The 18,002-nt window shown below is 68.6% G+C and carries 12 protein-coding genes and 1 pseudogene; 5 read left to right on the forward strand and 8 right to left on the reverse strand.

What is annotated here, in order from left to right:
• Positions 1 to 473: 473 nt before the first annotated feature.
• Entirely contained in the window at positions 474 to 1,283 is an 810-nt protein-coding gene (locus FHX72_RS02245) for a substrate-binding domain-containing protein (RefSeq protein WP_183622790.1), read from the reverse strand.
• Between the two features lie 30 nt (positions 1,284 to 1,313).
• Here FHX72_RS02245 and FHX72_RS02250 point away from each other — a divergent pair, with 30 nt between their 5' ends.
• Together FHX72_RS02250 and FHX72_RS02255 are read left to right on the forward strand one after the other, a co-directional pair.
• Positions 1,314 to 1,730: a DUF5997 family protein gene (locus tag FHX72_RS02250; RefSeq protein ID WP_244963964.1), complete on the forward strand. Its 417-nt coding sequence runs from the start codon at positions 1,314 to 1,316 to the stop codon at positions 1,728 to 1,730.
• Between the two features lie 7 nt (positions 1,731 to 1,737).
• A complete protein-coding gene (locus tag FHX72_RS02255; RefSeq protein WP_068478190.1) occupies positions 1,738 to 2,316 on the forward strand; it encodes an MOSC domain-containing protein in 579 nt (192 codons plus the stop codon).
• Between the two features lie 203 nt (positions 2,317 to 2,519).
• Here the strand turns inward: FHX72_RS02255 and FHX72_RS02260 are convergent, their stop codons facing one another.
• From FHX72_RS02260 to FHX72_RS02270, 3 genes are all read right to left on the reverse strand, one after another.
• Positions 2,520 to 3,905 carry a dihydrolipoyl dehydrogenase family protein gene (locus FHX72_RS02260; RefSeq protein WP_338110069.1) on the reverse strand — a complete coding sequence of 462 codons (1,386 nt, stop codon included), beginning with the start codon at positions 3,903 to 3,905 and terminating at the stop codon, positions 2,520 to 2,522.
• 67 nt (positions 3,906 to 3,972) lie between these two features.
• On the reverse strand, positions 3,973 to 4,614 hold the full coding sequence (locus FHX72_RS02265) for an MBL fold metallo-hydrolase (RefSeq protein ID WP_183622794.1): 642 nt from the start codon (positions 4,612 to 4,614) through the stop codon (positions 3,973 to 3,975).
• The gene (locus FHX72_RS02270; protein WP_068478192.1) at positions 4,611 to 5,696 is read right to left on the reverse strand and encodes an S-(hydroxymethyl)mycothiol dehydrogenase; all 1,086 of its coding nucleotides are present in this window, start codon (positions 5,694 to 5,696) and stop codon (positions 4,611 to 4,613) included. The genes FHX72_RS02265 and FHX72_RS02270 overlap by 4 nt, the downstream gene beginning before the upstream one ends.
• Positions 5,697 to 5,739: 43 nt before the next feature.
• Here FHX72_RS02270 and FHX72_RS02275 point away from each other — a divergent pair, with 43 nt between their 5' ends.
• Positions 5,740 to 6,690 (forward strand): DUF4031 domain-containing protein, encoded by a 951-nt coding sequence (locus tag FHX72_RS02275; RefSeq protein WP_183622796.1) that lies wholly within the window; start codon positions 5,740 to 5,742, stop codon positions 6,688 to 6,690.
• An 11-nt stretch (positions 6,691 to 6,701) separates the two neighbouring features.
• Here FHX72_RS02275 and FHX72_RS02280 read toward each other — a convergent pair whose 3' ends face one another.
• Positions 6,702 to 8,951, reverse strand: a complete 2,250-nt coding sequence (locus FHX72_RS02280; RefSeq protein WP_183622798.1) for an ATP-binding cassette domain-containing protein — start codon at positions 8,949 to 8,951, stop codon at positions 6,702 to 6,704.
• A gap of 110 nt (positions 8,952 to 9,061) precedes the next feature.
• Between FHX72_RS02280 and mgtE the strand changes: the two are divergent.
• Together mgtE and FHX72_RS02290 are read left to right on the forward strand one after the other, a co-directional pair.
• Positions 9,062 to 10,405, forward strand: a pseudogene (gene mgtE / locus FHX72_RS02285) (magnesium transporter).
• A gap of 339 nt (positions 10,406 to 10,744) precedes the next feature.
• Entirely contained in the window at positions 10,745 to 13,297 is a 2,553-nt protein-coding gene (locus tag FHX72_RS02290; protein ID WP_183622800.1) for a helix-turn-helix transcriptional regulator, read from the forward strand.
• A 16-nt stretch (positions 13,298 to 13,313) separates the two neighbouring features.
• Here FHX72_RS02290 and FHX72_RS02295 read toward each other — a convergent pair whose 3' ends face one another.
• The 3 genes from FHX72_RS02295 to FHX72_RS02305 are packed head-to-tail and all read right to left on the reverse strand — an operon-like array spanning position 13,314 to position 17,991.
• Entirely contained in the window at positions 13,314 to 14,309 is a 996-nt protein-coding gene (locus FHX72_RS02295) for an NAD-dependent epimerase/dehydratase family protein (protein WP_183622802.1), read from the reverse strand.
• The gene (locus FHX72_RS02300; RefSeq protein WP_183622804.1) at positions 14,306 to 16,975 is read right to left on the reverse strand and encodes an alpha/beta fold hydrolase; all 2,670 of its coding nucleotides are present in this window, start codon (positions 16,973 to 16,975) and stop codon (positions 14,306 to 14,308) included. The genes FHX72_RS02295 and FHX72_RS02300 overlap by 4 nt, the downstream gene beginning before the upstream one ends.
• Positions 16,969 to 17,991, reverse strand: coding sequence for a 3-oxoacyl-ACP synthase III (locus tag FHX72_RS02305; protein ID WP_183622806.1), 1,023 nt, complete (start codon positions 17,989 to 17,991; stop codon positions 16,969 to 16,971). The genes FHX72_RS02300 and FHX72_RS02305 overlap by 7 nt, the downstream gene beginning before the upstream one ends.
• Between the last annotated feature and the right edge of the window lie 11 nt (positions 17,992 to 18,002).

The following is an 18,002-nucleotide window of genomic DNA, read 5'->3' on the forward strand; positions in this document are numbered from 1 at the left end:
GCTGCGCGTCGCGCGAGGTCTGGTTGATCGGGATCTCGCCGAACCGGATCACCGATCGAGATCCCACCGATCAAGATCTGGCCGATCAAGATCTGGCCGATCGAGATCCCATCGATCGAGATCCCACCGATCGAGATCTAGCCGATCGAGATCCCACCGATCAAGATCTGGCCGATCGAGATCCCATCGATCGAGATCCCATCGATCGAGATCCCACCGATCGAGATCCCACCGATCGAGAGCCCACCGATCGAGAGCCCACCGATCGAGAGCCCACCGATCGAGAGCCCACCGATCGAGAGCCCACCGATCGAGAGCCCACCGATCGAGAGCCCACCGATCGAGAGCCCACCGATCGAGAGCCCACCGAACGAGATCCCACCGAACGAGATCCCATCGAACGAGATCTCACCAAACGAGGACTACTGGCTCCGATGCGGCGTGTGAGCCGGGTTTCTGCCGGGTGGATGGGCCTATCGGCGCTTGCGCTTCCCGCCTGAGCCGCCCGCCTTGGCGCGCTTTGCGGCCAACTGGGCTCCGCGACTCGTGCCAGACGACGTGCCGATCCGCTTGGCGGTTGCCTTCTTCTGCTGCTGTTCCTTGACACGACGCTCAGCCTCGGCGAGCGCCTGCTGTTCCTCGCGCTGCAGCGCAGCCGACTTCGCCCCGGTTCGTCCCCGAGAGCTTCCAGCGGTCCGTCCTCGAACGATGCCGACAAACTCTTCCGTGTCGAGACGGTCATCCTCAGCGGCCCAGACGATCGACACGGGCACTCGGGGGAGGTCGCTGATGACCCGGTATGTGACGTCCTTGCGCGCATGCTGCCTCGCCACCGACTGCGGCACGATCGCAACCCCCGCGCCTCCGGCGACGAGCTCCATCGCATCCGCCGGATCAGTAGTCATAGCCGACGCACCGGAGTCGAGCCCCAGACGTTCCGCAGCCTCTGCCCAGTCGGGAGTCCAAGCCGCGAGCACCAACTGCCAGTCGTCAAGCTCCTCGAGCCGCAAAGGCTCGTCGATGTCGAGATCCGACTCCACCGCGACCACGGCCACAACGTCCTCGGCGAAGAGATCGATCGCGTTCAAGCCCTCGAGCTCGAAGGGGTGTCGCACGAACGCGACCTGCGCGCCGTCGTCGAGAACGAGCTGGCGGGCCTCGGCAGCGTGCAGCGTCGCGAACTCCAGTGGCGTCTCAGCTCGCCGCTCCTCCCACACTCGAGACCACTTGCGTGGGTTGATGCCGGGGGCGAGAGCGACCGTGAGGTGCGTCGGAGTCTCCATGCCCGCAAGGCTACTGGGTACGATGCTCAAATGAGTGAATCAGAGGACCAGACCGCCGCGGACCGCGGGTCGGAACAGACGATGAAGCCGGCAACCGCCGCAAAGAAGCTCGGCATCTACCTGCCGGCCACCCCCGAAGCCTTCCAGGAGACCCCGCTCAGCCGAAGCGCCTTCCTCGAACTGCAGGAAACGCCGCCGGAATGGCTCCAGGAGCTGCGCCGGACCGGCCCCCACCCGCGCGACATCGTCGCCCGCAAGCTAGGCATCACCAACTCCGGCCTGGCCAGGGGCGGCGTCACCGAAGCTCTGACGACGGCACAGATCCAAGAGCTCCTCGAGCAGGCCCCCTCCTGGCTCTCCCACGAGCGAGGCGTACAGGCGAAGGTTCGGGAAGAGAACACCCGCGTCGTAGCACTGCACGCCAAGAACGCCAAGCGCGCCGACTGAGCCAGCCTTGGCCAAACTGCTCGCCATCTGCGCAGTCGCGCAGCTCCGCCACGACCCCGGCAGCGTCGGTGTCACCGCCATCGACAAGCGCCCCATCGAGGGCGCAGTCAAAGTGGGGCGCTACGGGGTCTACGGCGACGTGCAAGCCGACCGGAAGCACCACGGCGGCCTCGACCAGGCCGTCTACGCCTACTCGCAGTCCGACGCCGAGTATTGGGCCGGCGAACTCGGCCGCCCACTCGCGCCCGGCTTCTTCGGTGAGAACCTGCGCATCGACGGCCTCGATGTCAACGAGCTCCACATCGGCGACACCCTCCGAGTGGGCGACCCGAACGCCGCGGGTTCGTCCCGCGTCGTGGAACTCGTCGTGACCGCCCCGCGCGTCCCCTGCCAGACCTTCGCCAGATGGGTCGGGGGAGCGGATGAGCGCGGCTGGGTCAAGCGCTTCAGCACGGCAGGCCGCGTCGGCGCCTACCTGAGCGTCGCGAAGACCGGCAAGATAGCAGCCGGCGACCTCGTCGAGATCGTCACGCACGATCCGAACGCACCCACCGTGCGCGACGTGTTCACCGGCGCCCACGCCTGAGCCCGACCGTCGAGCGCGTCCCGACCGTCGAGCGCGTCCCGACCGTCGAGCGCGACCCGACCATCGAGCGCGACCCGACCGTTGAAGGTGAGGCCTTCACCGACGCGTCAGCCCCGGTTCGGGGGTGCGGGCGCCAGTCGGCCGGCCGTCATGCGCAAGGGGCCGGCGATCGCTGCTCGCGCGCCGGCCCCGAAGCTTCGCTCCTAGTCGGGCCGCCCGTAGGCCTCGAGCAGGCGCAACCACAACTCGCTCATCGTCGGGAATGACGGCACCGCGTGCCAGAGCCGAGTGAGTGGCACCTCGCCGACCACAGCGATCGTTGCCGCATGCAGCAGCTCTCCCACGTCGGGGCCCACCATCGTGAACCCGACAACAACGCCGCGGTCCTCGTCCACGATCATCCGTGCCGTGCCCTCGTAGCCCTCCGCGTGCAGCGAAGCGCCGGACACGTTGCCGATCGGAACATCGACCGAACGCACCCGCAGGCCCAGCTTCTCCGCCGCCGCGGTCGTCAAACCGACCGCCGCGACCTCTGGATCCGAATAGACGAGCTGCGGCACCGCCGAGTGGTCGGCCGTCGCGACATGGGCTCCCCACGGTCCGTCGTCGAGGGTGCGTCCCGCAGCGCGTGCAGCGATCGCATCGCCCGCCGCCCTCGCCTGGTACTTCCCCTGGTGCGTCAGCAGCGCGCGATGATTGACGTCGCCCGCCGCGTACAGCCAGTCGCTGCCGCGCGCGAGCATCGTGTCGTCCACGTCGATCCAGGAGGCGGGCTCAAGCCCGGCGACCTCGAGCCCGAGATCCTCGGTACGCGGGACTCGGCCCGTAGCGACCAGAAGCTCCTCACTTTGGAGTACGCGGTCGTCGTCGAGCGTCACCGTGACCCGGCCAGCCTCGTCGCGGGCGACGCTCGACGGGGAGGCACCCGTGATGATCGTCGCACCGCGAGAGCTGAGCGCCTTCGCGACGGCCTCGCCGGCGAACTGCTCGAACCCGCCGAGCACGCGGCTCCTCGCGACGAGCGTGACCTTCGCGCCGAGATCCGTGTACGCGGTCGCGATCTCGACAGCGACGACGCCGCCTCCGATGATCGTGATCGATTCGGGGATCGTCTTGACAGCCGTCGCCTCACGGCTTGTCCACGGGGCGGCGGCCGCGAGCCCAGGGATGTCGGGAAGGAGCGCGGCGGAACCTGTTGCCACGACAACTGCGACCCTCGCCGTGTACCTCGTGTCGCCCACCGTCACCTCTCGATCGCCAGAGATACGGGCGTGCCCGCGGACCAGGTCGATGCCCGCGCCCGAAAGCCACTTCACCTGTCCCTCGTCGCTCCAGTTGGAAACGTACGAGTCGCGTCGAGCGAGAACCGCCGCGACGTCCAGGTCGCCAGTCGCGGCCTCTCGGGCACCAGGGACCACGCGAGCCGCCCGAAGCGCCGAACCGCTGCGCAGGAGCGCCTTCGACGGTATGCACGCCCAATACGAGCACTCGCCGCCGACGAGCTCCTTCTCGACGATGAGCGTGCTGAGCCCGCCCTTCACCGTGCGGTCCGCGACGTTCTCGCCCACCGGCCCGGCACCGATCACGATGACATCGAACGTCGTCGAGACCTCCGCGCCCTCAGAAGCTACAGCGGTATCAGCGCCTTCAGCGCGCTCAGTGGCCACGCGCGATCCACTCCTCGAGGTGCGGCGCTTCCGCGCCGATCGTCGTCGCGTCGCCGTGACCCGTGAGCACGGTCGTCTCAGCCGGCAGGGTGAGCAGGCGCTCCGAGATCGACTGGATGATCGTCCCGAAGTCGCTGAAGCTTCGTCCCGTGGCGCCGGGTCCACCGCTGAAGAGCGTGTCACCGCTGAAGAGCGTTCCGAGAGCCGGCGCGTAGAAGCACACCGATCCAGGGGAGTGCCCCGGCGTGTGGAGCACCTGCAGGTCGATCTCGTCGATCACGATGCGGTCGTCGTCCGCGAGCTCGATGTCGGGCGCCACGTCAGGGTGGACCGCATCCCAGAGCATCCGGTCAGCGCCGTGCAGCGCGACGGGCGCGTTCACGAGGGTCGCGAACTCCTGCGCCGCCGCGATGTGGTCATCGTGCCCGTGGGTCAGGAGCACCCGGCGAACCCGGCGGCTCCCGACAGCGTCCCGAACTGCCTGCGCGTCGTGCGCCGGGTCGATCACCACGACGTCCTCGTCGTCGCCGACGAGGTACACGTTGTTGTCGACGTCCCACGTGCCCCCGTCGAGCGAGAACGTGCCGCTCGTCACGATGCGGTCGATGCGCACCTTGCCGTAGCCGCTCATAGTTCCACCACCGATCGGAGAACGGTGCCGTCCTTCATCCGCGCGAACGAAGCCTCGATGTCGTTGATTCCGATGCGCTCCGAGACGAAGGCGTCAAGGTCCAGCCTGCCGAGGCGGTACTGCTCGACGAGCATCGGGAAGTCGCGGCTGGGGAGGCAGTCGCCGTACCAGGACGACTTGAGCGAGCCGCCGCGACCGAAGACGTCGAGGAGTGGCAGCTCGAGCGTCACCTCAGGAGTCGGCACGCCCACGAGCACGACCCGACCCGCGAGGTCGCGAGCGTAGAACGCCTGCTTGTACGTCTCGGGACGCCCGACGGCCTCGATGACGACGTCGGCTCCGAACCCACCCGTGAGGGCCCGAACGCCCTCGACGACATCCTCTTCTCGGGAGTTGATCGTGTGTGTCGCGCCGAAGTGCGCCGCACGCTCGAGCTTCGCGGCGTCGATGTCGACGGCAATGATCGTCGTTGCCCCGGCAAGGGCCGCCCCGGCGATGGCGGCCATGCCGACCCCGCCGCACCCGATGACCGCGACGGACTCGCCGCGCTGTACCTCGCCGGTGTTGATGGCCGCGCCGATGCCCGCCATGACACCGCAACCGAGGAGGCCGACCGCCGCCGCGTCCGACTCCTCGTCGACCTTGGTGCACTGGCCAGCCGCCACGAGCGTCTTCTCGATGAACGCGCCGATGCCGAGCGCGGGGGAGAGCTCCGTGCCGTCCTCCAGCGTCATCTTCTGGGTCGCATTGTGTGTGTTGAAGCAGTACTGAGGCTGCCCCTTGGCGCAGGCCCGGCACTCCCCGCAGACCGCGCGCCAGTTCAGGATGACCCTGTCTCCGACCTCGATTTCGGTCACGCCTTCACCGATCGCGGAGACGCGGCCCGTGGCCTCGTGGCCGAGCAGGAACGGGAAGTCGTCGCTGATCCCGCCCTGCTGGTAGTGAAGATCGGTGTGGCAGACGCCACTCGTGATGATGTCGACCACGGCTTCGCCTGGCCCCGGATCGGGAACCAGCACCGTCTCAATCGACACCGGTTCGTTCTTGCCACGGACAACTGCACCTTTGACACGGGAGACCATGTGGCAATGGTAGTCGCAGTCTCCCTCGACGTATTCTTCACGGATGGTCATCCTGATCGATCCACCCGTCTGGCCCGCGCACGGCACGATGTTCTCGCACCTCGTGTCTGACTCGGCCGTCGAGGAGCTGCACGAGTTCGCCGCCCGAGCCGGCATTCGGAGCCGCGCCTTCGACGTCGACCACTACGACGTCCCCGCAGAGCAGTACGCCGAGCTCGTGGCCCTCGGCGCAACGCCCGTTGCAGGGTCGGAACTCGTGCGGCGCCTCGTCGCAGGGGGAGTGCGCGTACCTGCTCGCGATCGCCCGAAGCGCGCCCGACTGACGCTGCTTCGCCGCTGGGCCGAACTCGACCTTCCCGCGTCCGGCAGCGCGCCAGAGGTGACGGGCGAGACCCTGGCGACGGATGCGCTCCGTGACGACCTCCTCGACGCCTGGTCGGCCCCTCCCCGGCACTACCACGACGCCACCCACCTGCTCTCGGTGCTCGATGCCATCGACATCATGCGGCTCCGAGCATCCGAGATCGAATCGCCGCTGAGCGAGCGAGAGCTCCTCACGGCCAGGCTCGGCGCGTGGTTCCACGACGCCGTCTACGAGGGCGTCGCGGGCGAGGACGAGCGAGCCAGCGCTGCCCTCGCCGTGGAGCGCCTCGGCTCTCTCGGCGTCGACCCGGCCCTCGTGGCCGACGTCGAGCGGCTCGTACTCGCCACGATCGACCACCGGGTCGAAGCGGGCGACCGGGCAGGCGAGCTGCTCATGGATGCCGACCTCGCCGTCCTCGCCCGCTCCGAGGACGGCTACGCCCGCTACGTGGCCCTCGTCAGGCGCGACTACGCCCACGTGCCGGACGAGCAGTGGCGCCTCGGCCGGGCCTCCGTGCTCAACACGCTTCTGGCATCGCCGCGCCTCTTCGTCTCGCCGGCAGTCCCAGAAGACTGGGAGACGCGAGCGAGACGCAACCTGGAGAGCGAGCTCGCTGGGCTCGTCAGCTGAGGCGGCCCGAGCTACGCGCCCACGTAGCTCGCCAGGTGCTGGCCCGTGAGGGTCGAGGAGTCGGCGACGAGCTGTGCCGGTGTGCCCTCGAAGACGACCGACCCGCCGTCGTGCCCTGCCCCAGGGCCGATGTCGATGATCCAGTCCGCGTGCGCCATGACTGCCTGGTGGTGCTCGATGACGATGACCGACTTGCCGGACTCGACGAGCCTGTCGAGCAGCGAGAGCAGCTGCCGGACGTCCGCGAGGTGCAAGCCCGTCGTCGGCTCGTCGAGCACGTAGATGCCGCCCTTCTCGGCCATGTGGATCGCGAGCTTGAGCCGCTGGCGCTCGCCGCCAGAGAGGGTCGTGAGCGGCTGCCCGAGCCCGAGGTAGCCGAGCCCAACGTCGACGAGGCGCGCGAGCACCTTGTTGGCCGGGCCCGTCGAGAAGAACTTGTGCGCCTCCGCGATCGACATCGAGAGCACCTCGCTGATGTTCTTCCCGTCGAGCGTGTAGGCGAGCACCTCCGCCTGGAAGCGCTTGCCCTCGCACTCCTCGCAGACCGTGGAGACCGCGGCCATCATCGCGAGGTCAGTGAAGATGACGCCGAGACCGTTGCACTTCGGGCAAGCCCCGGAGGAGTTCGCGCTGAACAGGCCGGGCTTGACACCGTTGGCCTTCGCGAAAGCGGCACGGATCGCATCCAGCACCCCCGTGTAGGTGGCAGGCGTGCTGCGCCGCGAGCCGCGGATCGCCGTCTGATCGACGACGATCACGTTCGCCGACTTCGGGACGGACCCGTGGATGAGCGAGCTCTTCCCGGAACCCGCCACCCCGGTCACGACCGTCAGGACGCCGAGCGGGATATCGACGTCGACGTCCTTGAGGTTGTGGCGAGTCGCCCCGCGCACCTCGAGGCTCGACTTCGACGCGCGCGTCTCCGCTTTCAGCGAGACCCTGTCGTCGAGGTGCTTGCCAGTGAGCGTGCCGGAGGCCCGCAGGCCCTCGACAGCGCCCTCGAACTGCAGCTCACCGCCGCCAGAGCCCGCGCGGGGGCCGAGGTCCACGACGTGGTCGGCAATCGCGATCGTCTCCGGCTTGTGCTCGACGACGAGCACAGTGTTGCCCTTGTCGCGCAGCCGCAGGAGCAGCTCGTTCATCCGCTGGATGTCGTGCGGGTGGAGCCCGACCGTCGGCTCGTCGAACACGTAGGTGATGTCGGTGAGGCTCGAGCCGAGGTGGCGCACCATCTTCACGCGCTGCGCCTCCCCACCGGAGAGGCTGCCTGACTCGCGGTCGAGGCTAAGGTAGCCGAGGCCGATGTTCACGAGCGAGTCGAGCGTTTCCTGGAGCGTCGCGATGGCAGGCGCGACCTGCGGGTCCTGCACGCTCGACATGAAGACGGCGAGGTCGCTGATCTGCATCGACGAGCAGTCAGCGATGTTCTTTCCGTCGATGCGGCAGGCGCGCGCCGCCTGGTTGAGACGGGTTCCCTCGCAGTCTGGGCACGCCGTGAAGGTGACAGCGCGGTCCATGAATCCGCGGATCGCCGGCTGAACCGCCTCCGGGTCCTTCGACAGGATCGACTTCTGGATGCGAGGGATGAGCCCCTCGTAGGTCATGTTCATGTTGAGGGCGGGCACGTGGACCTTCGTGGCTTCCTTGTAGAGGAAGTCCTGCAGCTCTTCGTCGGAGTAATCCGCGATCTTCTTGTCGCCGTCGAGGAACGGGGCCTCCGAGTAGCCGCGCACCATCCAGCCGTCGACCTTGTAGCCGGGGATCGTGATGGCACCCTCGTTGAGGGACTTCGAACGGTCGAAGACCTCGTCGAGGTCGAGGTCCGTGACACGGCCGATCCCCTCGCAGCGCGGGCACATGCCCTCGGCGAGGTTGAAGCTGAAGTGGCCTGCGGGGCCGGCGGACGGGGTCCCGAGTCTGGAGAAGATGATGCGCAGCATCGTGTGCGCGTCGGTGGCCGTGCCGACCGTCGATCGCGCATTCGAGCCCATGCGGTCCTGGTCGACGACGATGGAGGCGCTCAGCCCCTCGAGCACCTCGACGTCCGGCCTCGCGAGGCTCGGCATGAACGACTGCACGAAGGCCGTGTAGGTCTCGTTGATGAGGCGCTGGGATTCGGCCGCGATCGTCCCGAACACGAGTGAGCTCTTGCCGGAACCGGACACGCCGGTAAAGACCGTCAGCTTGCGCTTGGGGATGTCGACGTCGACGCCCTTGAGGTTGTTTTCACGAGCGCCGCGAACGCGGATTTTTTCATGCATGCCAGATGGTAGCGAGCAAAGTGCGTTCCGCAGCGAGCGAACCTGGGTTCGTGGCGAGGCGTCGCGGCGCGGGCCACGACCTGGACGCTTGAGTGTGCTTGCATTCCCTCATGCCCCCCATCCACTTCCTGGACGATCTCGTCGAACTCGTCAGCAACCACCTCTCGCGCGGCGACCTGAGCGCGGCCGCGACAGCACTGGTGAGCGCCCCGGTGCCCGACGTCGCGGTCCTGCTCGAGCGGCTCCCGGCGCGCGAGGCTGGGGTCGCCTTCCGCCTGCTGCCAAAGGACGAGGCCATGACCGTCTTCGAGCGGATGGACGCGCCCGCGCAGCGAGAGGTCGTCGCGTAGCTCTCCGACGCCGACGTTGCGCGGGTCTTCGCCGAGCTCGACCCCGACGACAGGGTCGCCCTGATGGATGAGCTCCCGGCGAAGATCGCGAAACGGCTCGTGCAGGAGCTGCCGGCGGATGAACGCGGCGAGACCGCCGTGATCCTCGGCTACCCGGTCGGTTCCGTCGGCAGGCGCATGACTCCCGACTACGTCCACGTGTACCCGCAGGAGCGTGTCGGGGTCGCGCTCGAGCGCATCCAGGAGCGGGGCGGAGACGCCGAGACGATCCCCGTCATCGATGACGGTCGACACCTGCTCGGCGTCGTGAGCCTTCGGGAGCTCTTCTTCGCGTCCCCCGACGGGACGGTCGAGGAGCACATGGCGACCGCCCTCTACGCGCACGCCGATGACGATGCGGAGGTGACGGCGCGCACCCTCGTCGATAGAGGCGTGCTCGCCATGCCCATCGTGGACAGCGAGAACCGACTGCTCGGGCTGCTGACGGGGGACGACGCCCACCGCATGGTCGAGGCCGCGCGTGACGAGGACGAGGCACACGCGGGGGCCTCCGAGCCGCTGAGACGCCCCTACCTGACGACCCCGGTCCTCGCCGTCGTGCGATCGCGTATCGTCTGGCTGTTCGTACTCGCCGTCTCTGCCATCCTGACGGTGAGCGTCCTTGAGCTCTTCGAGGCCACTCTCGAGCAGCAGGTAGCCCTCGCGCTGTTCATCCCGCTCCTCACCGGCATCGGCGGCAACACAGGGTCGCAGGCCGCGACGACCGTCACGAGGGCCCTGGCCATGGGGGAGGTGCGGCCGAGGAACGCAGGGCCAGTTGCCCTCAAGGAGCTGAGGACCGGAGTTGTGCTCGGGGTCACTCTCGGGGCCGTCGCCTTCGCCGTCGCGACGATCTTCTACGGCGTCGGCATCGGCACGGTCATCGGCCTCACCTTGCTCTCGGTGTGCACCATTTCAGCGACCGTAGGCGGTGTCATGCCGCTGGTCGCGAAGTCTATTCAGGTGGATCCTGCTGTCTTCTCGACGCCCTTCATCTCGACGTTCTGCGACGCGACAGGGCTCATCGTCTACTTCTCGATCGCCAAGTCAGTGCTCGGCATCTGATTGTCCCGGCTGCGGCCAAGGAGGCGAGGTCCTGCGGGGACACGCCCGAGCGGAAGCTCCCGTCAACCGACGCCTCGGTCCGAAATGTCCGGTGAATTCATGGTCGTTCCCGTGGCTCTCAGTCGGAAATAGGAGAAATGGGGCAAGAAAAGACCCACGGATTAATGGAATGCGGTGTACCGACCAAATTGAGGGGTGAACATATACAACGCGTTTGTCCCCAAAACCGTATCGTGAGAGGGAGGCGCGACGCCGGAGGGCGACTTTCGGTAGCGCGCAGGACTCTGGGGGGGGGAGTCTGCAGCGCCTGGCGCTGAGAATCAGCAGGAGAGAAGAACGATGTCCAGCAGCACGCTCAGCGGCGACCAACGCGTGGGAGAGCCGTGGCAAATCGCCGACCGCAGCCGGCTTTCGAGCCTCGCGTTGGACGGGCATGCCATGACGTTCGTCGTCGGCATGCCAGGAAGCGGTCGGACCACGCTCCTGCGACAGATGCAGGGCAAGCTCGAGGCAACGGGAGAAGCGATCCGCTGGTGCGCCTCGCGATCGGAGTTGCAGCGGGTCCTCGCCGATCTTGCGGACGGCAGCGACCCCCAGCGTCTCGCGGTGTTCTTCGACGACGTCATCGTCGCGCAGGATGACGAGCTCTGGGAGCAGGTCAAACTCGTCAGCCTCCCCTCTGACGCTGGCACCGACGCTGGCACCGGCGCTGACACCGACACGGACACCAACTCCAACACCGGCACCGCTGCCGAAGCGAACCGCGAGCCCAGCGGCGTGCGCTTCTTCATCTCCTCGCTGTCCATGCCGGACTGGGCGTACACGCTCGGAAGGAACGGCGTCGTCATCCTGCCCCGTGAGCTTGCCTTCGACGCCTCCGAGATCAGCGAAGTCCTCGCGCTTAACGAGCCAGGCGCGCCGGCAGCCCTGCGGATGCAACTTCTCGACGTGCTCGCTGGCCACCCGCTGACCACCCGCATCGCCCTCGAACGGTTCCGAGCCGGTGCCAACGCGGAAGGGTGGTCCGTCGTGAGTGGCACCTCAAGCGCCGCGATAACCCTGCAGGAGCTGCGTCGCTTCGATCCAGTCGAGCTCGAACGGGTCGACGGCGTGCGGATGATGCGCGCCATGAGCGTCCTGCGCCGCTTCACGAGGGAGGACCTCCACCTCCTCGCCCCAGAGATCACCGGAGACCACTGGTTCGACCAGCTCGCGTCGTCCCCCTACGGCACGACGGAGATCAACCCGATCTCACTCGACGTGGAGTTCGTCTGGCACGCCGACACCTTCGGGCGCCTCAGTGCCGAGCGCTCGCCCCAGGAAGTCAGGGCACTCGCCGCGCGAGCTGTTGCTTCCTTCCTTGGTGAGGGAAACGTCATGCAGAGGCTCTTCCTCGCTCTCCGCGCCCGCACCTGGGGCGAAGTCGAGTCGATCGCCCAGCGTCACTTCAGGACCATCTACGAATACGCCCCACGGGAGACCGTCGAGGAGATGTTGCAGGCCCCGGCCAGCGTTCTCACGCGCCTCGTGAGCACGCACCTCCTCATCGCGCTCTTCCGGTGGCGTCGCTTCGGCTCGACGAGGGGTGTGCTCCACAGCCTCCGCGAGTCCAGCATCGCGACGACGAGGATCGCTGCGAGCGACCCCGTTGGTCTGTTCTCGCAGGTCACGAGTCACTCGCTCGCAACCGCTTTCGGCGGAGACCGGGTAGCTGCCGAGCGCTGCCTCCGAGACGCCAAGACCCTCATCCGCGACGCTGAGGGGAAGCTGCTCGGCGCCCTCTATAGTTCGCCTATCGCCAGAGGGCGCTTCGCAGCCGACTGCCTCGTGCTGATCTGGGCGGCGACCCTCGCCGACGACCTGCCCTTCGCCCTCGAGCTCGCAGAGATAGCCGCCGAGCACGGCGAGAGCTACAACCGCACCGACCGCGACGCGCTCAGGCACATCGAGATTATCGGTGTCATCTGCGGAGTGCGGCAGACCGACTCCGACAAGCTCACGGGAGGAAGCCTGCCCGGCTTCGCCGATTGCTTCGACCTGCTCGACAATGGCGAGGAGGCGACCGCGCGCGACCTCGCGAGACAGCTGCGCGACCTTCCGCGCGCCGTGCTCCCTCACGACACCGGGGCGAGCGTCCGCATCCTCATGGAGGCCCTCGTCGGCGACGAGGACCCGATCGCTGAGGTCGACGAGCTGCTCGAGCTGAGCGCAGCATCCTGGCGCGACGGGCTGCCGTCGACTCTGCTCACCCTGGCCGCCACGACCTTCTACATCACGCGTGGCCAGAGCGTGCGCGCGCAGAAAGCGGCCGACTACGCCGGCGCCGAGGGCGACTGCTACATCAGCCTCTCGCGCGCGCTCGTTGAGCTCGCCAACGGGCGTCCGGGCGAGGCCCTCGTGCACGCAGAGGCCTCCCTCGCGGATGACAAGATCGCCCCACGGTTCGCTTCGATCGGCCGCACGCTTGCGGCGCTCTCCATGCTGCGTCTCGGCAACCTGGACGCGGCCGCGAACCGCATCGCCACCACGGCCACGCAGTGCCTTGACGATCGCAACGCGAGGTTCGCTCTGCGCTTCGCGACAACAAGCGACGCCGCCCTCATGCTCTCCATCAACGACAAGCTGCCGAAGCGCATCGCCAGCCTGCTCGTTGTCTCGGCCAACGATTCCAGACCGCTCTCAGACTCCACGGTCGGCGAGGAGCTCTCGAGCGCCGAGATCGAGGTCCTGCGCCTCGTCGGCAGGAACTGGACCAACGCCCAGATCGCGGCCCAGCGCTTCGTCTCCGTGCACACCGTGCGCGCGCAGCTGCGCAGCGTGTTCCGCAAGCTCGGCGCAAGCGATCGTCGCTCGGCGGTGGCCGCCGCCGAACGGCGCGGACTCCTCGACTAGCCGGGCGCGAGCCGAGCTACGAGCGGACCCCTCGCTGGCCGGAGGCCGCCGCCGTGTGGTCGGCGAGGCGCTGCAGACCCTCCTCCAGCGAGACCGACGGTTCCCAGTCGAGGTCTTGTCGTGTGCGGCGCTGATCGAACCAGTGCGCCGTCGAGAGCTGCTCGGCGAGGAATCTGGTCATGGGCGGCTCATCCTGGCCGGGGCGGATGCGCCACACGCCTTCGATGATCGACCCAGCGGCGCGCGCGAGGCCGGCAGGCACACGGAGGCGCGGCGGTGGGGCGCCGCCTGCACGGCAGATGCCCTCCATGAGCTCTGCCACCGTCCGGGGCTCGCCGTTCGTGACGACGTAGCTGCTGCCGTGAGCGGCAGGGGCGCGCCGGAGCGCCGCCGCAATCGCCGAAGCGCCGTTGTCGACGTAGCAGGAGTCGATGAGGGCGGCCCCTCGGCCGAGCAACGGAAGGGTTCCCCTCGTGGCGCGGTCGAGGATGCGGGCGATGAGCTGCGTGTCGCCCGGCCCCCAGACAAGGTGGGGGCGCACCGCCACGACGGCGAAGCCCGGCGCATCCGCTGCCAGTGCCAGCAGCTCTGCCTTGGCCTTCGTGCGCGCGTAGCTTCCGTGAGCGAGCTCGGGGCTGGCCGGGTCGGCGCTTGCCCCGTGGATGGCCGCACCGAAGTGCGCGACCGAGGGAGACGAGACCATCACGAACCGCGTGACGCCAGCGTCCCTGGCCTCCGCGAGGAGTCGTTTCGTGCCGGCGACGTTGACCGCTTCGAACTCGGCCTCTTGGCCACTCAGCGACACCTTCGCCGCAAGGTGGACCACACCTTCAGCTCCGGCGACGGCACGCGCGACCGCGGCCCCGTTGGTGATCGAACCGAGCGCATCCGTCACACCGTCGATTCCACTGGCGCCGCGCTGCATCGTCGTGACCTCGTGGCCTTCGTCGCGTAGCTGCGTTGCGACGGCACGCCCCAGCATGCCGCTCGCACCGGTGACGAGGACCCTCACGGAGCCGAGACCCGCTCCCCGGACAGCGCACGCTCAGCCCAGCTGGCGAGCGCAGACCGGTCGATCTTCGAGTTGTGCCTGATGTCTGTCGGGAGTTCGGGCACGATCAGGGCGGCCGCGAGCGGCTGCGTCGTGGAGGCGCGGAGGGCGTCGGCGAGGGCCGCCTCGGCGACGCGCACGCCCCGGGCGGGCTCTCGGGTTTCGAGCACGGCAACGGCCTGCGCGGTCCCTGCGGGGCCCACGCCGACGACGGCGGCGCGACGGACCCAGGGGAGCGTCTCCAAGTCCTGCTCGGTGCCGACAGGGGCGAGCGGGCCGTCCACCGTCACGAAGACGTGGGGGAGCCGGCCCTCGACCCAGAGGCGGCCGTCAGCGTCGAGGTGCCCGACATCGCCGGTGCGGTGCCAGCGGCCCTCCGACGCCACGTCGTCCAGCGGCAGGTTGCGCGCAGCCGCGCGGTCAGTCATCGCGAGCCTGTCGTAGCGCTCCTTGAGGTGCGGGGCGCTGATGATGATCTCGCCGAGTACTCCGGGCTCGTCCGACGGGGCCCCGTTCGCAGCGCCGGAGCCGTCGAGCGCACTGATGCGCACGACGTTGCTGCCGATGGGGGTTCCGACGCACACGCCGTCGTCTGGCGCGAGCGCCGCGGACGAGATGCCGTCTCGGTCGATGTCCGTCACGAGCAGGCACTCGGTCATGCCGTACGGGGTGTGCGCTTCAGCGTTCGGCATGAGCGCGCACGCATCTTCGAGCAGCCTCGCGCCGATGGGGGCTCCGGTCGAGAGGAACGTCTCGACCCGGCCCAGAGCCTCGCGCTGCGACGCGTCGAGGGCGTCACGGGTCGCGACGACGTTGAGGATCGCGGCGGGCGAGAGGAACACGATGCGCGCATCCGCCGCCACGACCGCGTCGGCGACGGCGGTCGCGGTCAGCGTGCGGGGGGAGGTGACATCCATGTCAGGAGTCACCGAGCGGGTTCCGAGGGCAGGTCCGAGGAGGGCGAACGGAGCGAACCCCGTGACCAGGCCGGACTCGGCCGTTACGCCGTAGGTGTCGCGCAGCGTATCCCTGACGGCCTGCAGCTGACGATGCGTGTACACGACGCCCTTGGCCGGACCGGTGGAGCCCGACGTGAAGAGCACTGCCGCGAGGTCCTCAGGGCCGGGCGCCTCGGGGAGCGCGGCCCCGCGACCAAGGTCGGCGACTTCGGCGAGCGTGTGCGCGACGCCGAGCGCGGCGCGGCTGCTCGCCGGGATGCTCGGAGCGCTGATCCGGAGGCCAGGCCAGCCGAGCGCTTTCGCCGCCGTCAAGCCAGGCACCTGGCCGATGATGACGTCTGGCCACGCGCCGCGGACGGCTCGCGAGAGCCCCTTGACGCCGAGGCCAGCATCCGCGACGACAACGACGGCCCCGATTCGCAGGCACGCGTAGACGATGGCGGTGAGCGTGACACCGGGCTGGACGAGCAGAGAGACGCGGTCGCCGCGGCGCACGCCGACGGCGCTCAGGCCCGCGGCGATCTCGTCGACGCGCGACGCGAGCTGGCGCCAGGAGACCTTGAGCGGCTGGCCGCCTGGCCCGCGGCCCATTTCGAGCGCGGCCACGGCAGGGTCATCCCTGTGCTCGTCGAGCGCTGCCCACATCGGCGCTGGCTCCGCGGACGTCTCCGTCGAGGCGCCGAGCGTCGGTTGGTTGCGACGGCGCGCGCTGCCGGCTGCGACGTCGTCGAGCCAGGCAAGGAGGTGGCCCGCGTAGGGAACGTCCTCAGCGATGAGGTGGCCTGCACCCTCGAAGCGGTGCACCTCTGCGTGGGGGAGTCGTCGCATGAGGTCGCCGAGGTAGAGGTCGGTGAAGATCGGGTCGCGGGGGCCCCAGAGGAGCAGTGCAGGGACCTCGAGCGAGGCGACGCCAGAGGAGACAGCCTGGAGCGCGTCGTAGCTCCTCGTGCCCTCGTCGACTGGAATGTCGGCCACGAACTGCTCGATGCCGAGGCGAGAAGCCCGGTCGAGGTACGGGGCGGAGTAGGCGGCCTTGACCTCGGTGGTGAGGGGAGGGTTCGCGAGGGCGAGCGTCGCCTTGAGGAACGCCGGGCTCGTCGACGTGGAGGCGCGGAGGACCGGACCGAAGCGCGCGAGGCGGAGTGCCGCCGGAATGGGCAGGTCGCTCGGCTGGTCGACGGCGGTGTTGAGCGAGGCGACGGCGGAGAGCAGCTCGGGGTGGCGGACCGCCCAGCCAAGGGCGACGACGCCGCCCCAGTCGTGGCCGAGCGAGACGACCCGGCCGCTGAGGGCAAGCTCATCGGTCAGCGCGCCGAGATCGAGGATGCGCTGCTCGAGCGTGCGGCGCACGTCGGTGCGCTCCGAGAAGCCCATGTCCAGCTGGTCGACGGCGATGACCCGCCAGGCCGTTCCGCCGGCCTCGGCCGCAGCGAGCGACTCGTTGACCAGCGAGCGCCACAGGTAGGACCACGTGGGGTTGCCGTGCACGGCGAGGATCGTGCCGACTGGCTCGATGCCGAGCTCCGAGAGCGCAGCCCCCGTGTCGAGGAGGTGCGAGCCGCGTCGGGATCCCGCGTCCTCGCCGACGCCCGGCGTCTCGACGATGCGGCTGAGCCGCTCTTGAAGTCCGGGGAGGCCGGACGCTGGGCGCGTCGCCGACCTCACCACTTGAGCTCCATCATGGCCGTGTTGAGGCCGGAGCCCACGCCCATCAGCAGGACGCGGTCGTCTCGCTTCAGGGTCTTCGACTGCAGGTCGAGGGTGATCGGGATGGAAGCCGGCCCCACGTTGCCGAGCGTCGGGTACGTCGTCGGCACGCGCTTCGAATCGAGCCCAACTGCCTTCACGATCGCGTTTGTGTGCACGCGGGAGACCTGGTGGGTGATGTAGTGGTCCATCGACGACCAGTTCCAGTCGGTCTGGGCCTCTTTCCAGGCGGAGACGACGAGGTCGAGGCCACCGCGCAGCAGCGCTTTGGCGTCGGTGAACATGCCCTGGACGCTACCCACGCACAGCTCGTGGAACTGCGTGGCTGCCCGCGTCACGCCGCCCAGGATCTGGTGGCCTTCCGGATGCTCGTCGGTGCGGCCGAGCACGGCCGCAGCCGCTCCCGAGCCGAGCGTGAGGCTCGCGAACTCGCTCATGAAGTCCTCGCGGCCGATGTCGTCGCGCAGGAGGCGGTTGATGGTGTTGACCTGGATCTCGTCGGCGTCCTCGCCGTTGACGATGATGGCGTAGCGGATCTGGCCAGCCTCGATCATCTGCGCGGCGAGCGTCATGCCGTTCACGAAACCGAGACACGCGTTCGCGATGTCGAAGTTGACGGCGGAACTCGGCATGCCAAGACCGTGGTGCATGCGCACTGCGACGGAGGGCTCAAGGTGCGTCCGCGTCACGGAGGTGTTGATGAGGAGGCCAACGTCACTCGCGTCGACCCCGGCTCGCCGGAGCGCTTCCTGGCCGGCGGCGACGGTCGCCTCGGTGAACGACTCGCCTACCGCCCAGTTCCTTCGCTCTGTGACGCCAGCCACACGTTCGAGGAGGTTGCCTGGCAGCTTCAGCCGCCTCAAGCCGACGGCGAGCTTGCCTTCGATGTCGGAGGAAGCCGTGGCCCTCGACGGGAGGCGGCTCGCAACCGACAGCAGCGAGACGTTGTGGAAGCGAGTAGTCGCGTTACCTGTCATAGATGTAATTT

Origin of the sequence: Pseudoclavibacter helvolus, from assembly GCF_014191305.1 — a bacterium.
In the GTDB taxonomy this organism is placed as follows: Bacteria; Actinomycetota; Actinomycetes; order Actinomycetales; family Microbacteriaceae; genus Pseudoclavibacter; species Pseudoclavibacter helvolus.

Bases quoted from the DNA above. Each gene is read 5' to 3' on its own strand.
- FHX72_RS02270 (WP_068478192.1), bottom strand. From the start codon at position 5,696: ATGGTCTCCCGTGTCAAAGGTGCAGTTGTCCGTGGCAAGAACGAACCG.
- FHX72_RS02250 (WP_244963964.1), top strand. From the start codon at position 1,314: ATGAGTGAATCAGAGGACCAGACCGCCGCGGACCGCGGGTCGGAACAG.
- FHX72_RS02265 (WP_183622794.1), bottom strand. From the start codon at position 4,614: ATGAGCGGCTACGGCAAGGTGCGCATCGACCGCATCGTGACGAGCGGC.
- FHX72_RS02280 (WP_183622798.1), bottom strand. From the start codon at position 8,951: ATGCATGAAAAAATCCGCGTTCGCGGCGCTCGTGAAAACAACCTCAAG.
- FHX72_RS02305 (WP_183622806.1), bottom strand. From the start codon at position 17,991: ATGACAGGTAACGCGACTACTCGCTTCCACAACGTCTCGCTGCTGTCG.
- FHX72_RS02275 (WP_183622796.1), top strand. From the start codon at position 5,740: ATGGTCATCCTGATCGATCCACCCGTCTGGCCCGCGCACGGCACGATG.
- FHX72_RS02290 (WP_183622800.1), top strand. From the start codon at position 10,745: ATGTCCAGCAGCACGCTCAGCGGCGACCAACGCGTGGGAGAGCCGTGG.
- FHX72_RS02245 (WP_183622790.1), bottom strand. From the start codon at position 1,283: ATGGAGACTCCGACGCACCTCACGGTCGCTCTCGCCCCCGGCATCAAC.